General features: G+C 69.1%; 1 protein-coding gene. It reads right to left on the minus strand.

Annotation, left to right across the window (positions count from 1 at the left end; all coding sequences use genetic code 11):
• Window positions 1–18: 18 nt before the first annotated feature.
• Entirely contained in the window at window positions 19–1,209 is a 1,191-nt protein-coding gene (locus tag ABZV31_RS38275; RefSeq protein ID WP_355901496.1) for an IS110 family transposase, read from the minus strand.
• Window positions 1,210–1,443: the final 234 nt, after the last annotated feature.

Raw genomic sequence — 1,443 nt, forward strand, 5'->3', positions numbered from 1 at the left:
CGATTCCTAATGGAGATGTCAAGCGGCGGACGTGACGGGCGGTATGGGGTCGTAGCACCGTCCGTCACGCAGGAGGGCCCACATGACGTTGACCCGTCGCCGGGCGAGTGCCATCACGGCCTGGACGTGGCGCTTGCCTTCCGCGCGCTTGCGGTCGTAGAAACGGCGGGATTCGTCGCAGCAGCGGATGCTGATCAACGCGGAGGTGTAGAAGACGCGTTGGAGGCGTCGGCTGTATCGCTTGGGCCGGTGCAGGTTGCCGCTGATCTTGCCCGAGTCGCGCGAGGCGGGAGCGACGCCGGCGAACCCGGCGAGCCGGTCGGCGCTGTCGAAGGCGTCCATGTCACCGCCGGTGGCCGCGATGAACTCGGCGCCCAGCAGGGGCCCGATGCCGGGCATGCTGGCGATCACATCGGCGTGCCGATGCTGGCGAAACCGGCCCTCGATGAGCTTGTCGGTCTCGGCGATCTTCTCGTTGAGGGCCATCACCTCCCTGGCGAGGGAGTGCACGACCTGGGCGGTGATCTTCTCGCCGGGAACGGCGGTGTGCTGGTTCTCGGCGGCCTGGACGGCTGTCGCGGCGAGCTGGTCGGCGCCGCGGACCTTGCGGTTGCGCAGCCAGGTGGCCAGCCGCTTGACGCCCGTGCGGCGGATGGCGGCCGGTGTCTGGTAGCCCGTCAGCAGCACCAGCGGGCCGACGTTGCCGAGGTCGAGTTCCCGCTCCAGGCCGGGGAAGATCCCGGTCAGGTGGCCCCGCAGCCGGTTGATGGCCCGTGTCCGGTCGTCGGCGAGGTCGCGGCGACGGCCGGTGAGGACCTTCAGCTCGGTGACCAGCTCGTCACTGGACCGCAGGGGCATCAGGTCCCGGCGGACGCGGGCCTGGTCGGCGATGATCGCGGCGTCTTTGGCGTCGGTCTTGCCGTCGCCTCGGTAGCCCTCGGAGGCCCGGTTGACGGCCCTGCCGGGGATGTAGAGCAGGTGCTGGCCGTGGTTGAGCAGGAGTGCGATCACGAGGCCGGCCCCGCCGTCGGCCAGGTCGATGCCCCAGGCCGTGACCTCGCCCAGGGCCAGGACGTCGCCGAGGAGCTGGAGCAGCTCGCTCTCCTCGTTGGCCACCCGCCGGGACAGCAGCCGCTTGCCGGTGTCGTCGATCACCACGCAGTGGTGATGGGTCTTCCCGGCGTCGATACCGGCCCAGATCGCTGTCACTCGCTTCTCCGCAGGTCGTACTCGTACAGGTACCACGGACGACCTCGCTGTCGAGTCCCTACTGAGCGATCAGTGCCGCAATTCCTAATGAGCAGCCGAGTCGTCGTGGGGGCCGGGCGGCGAATCGACGGCAGCCACGGGCGGCAGAGGACTGAAAGCCACACCCGGACCCCCTGGGTGAGCCAACCCTACGAATGGCTCGCTCATCCCGATCAACAAGGTAGGGAGGACTGA

It is taken from the genome of Streptomyces sp. NPDC005202, assembly GCF_040608235.1.
Taxonomy (GTDB): domain Bacteria; phylum Actinomycetota; class Actinomycetes; order Streptomycetales; family Streptomycetaceae; genus Streptomyces.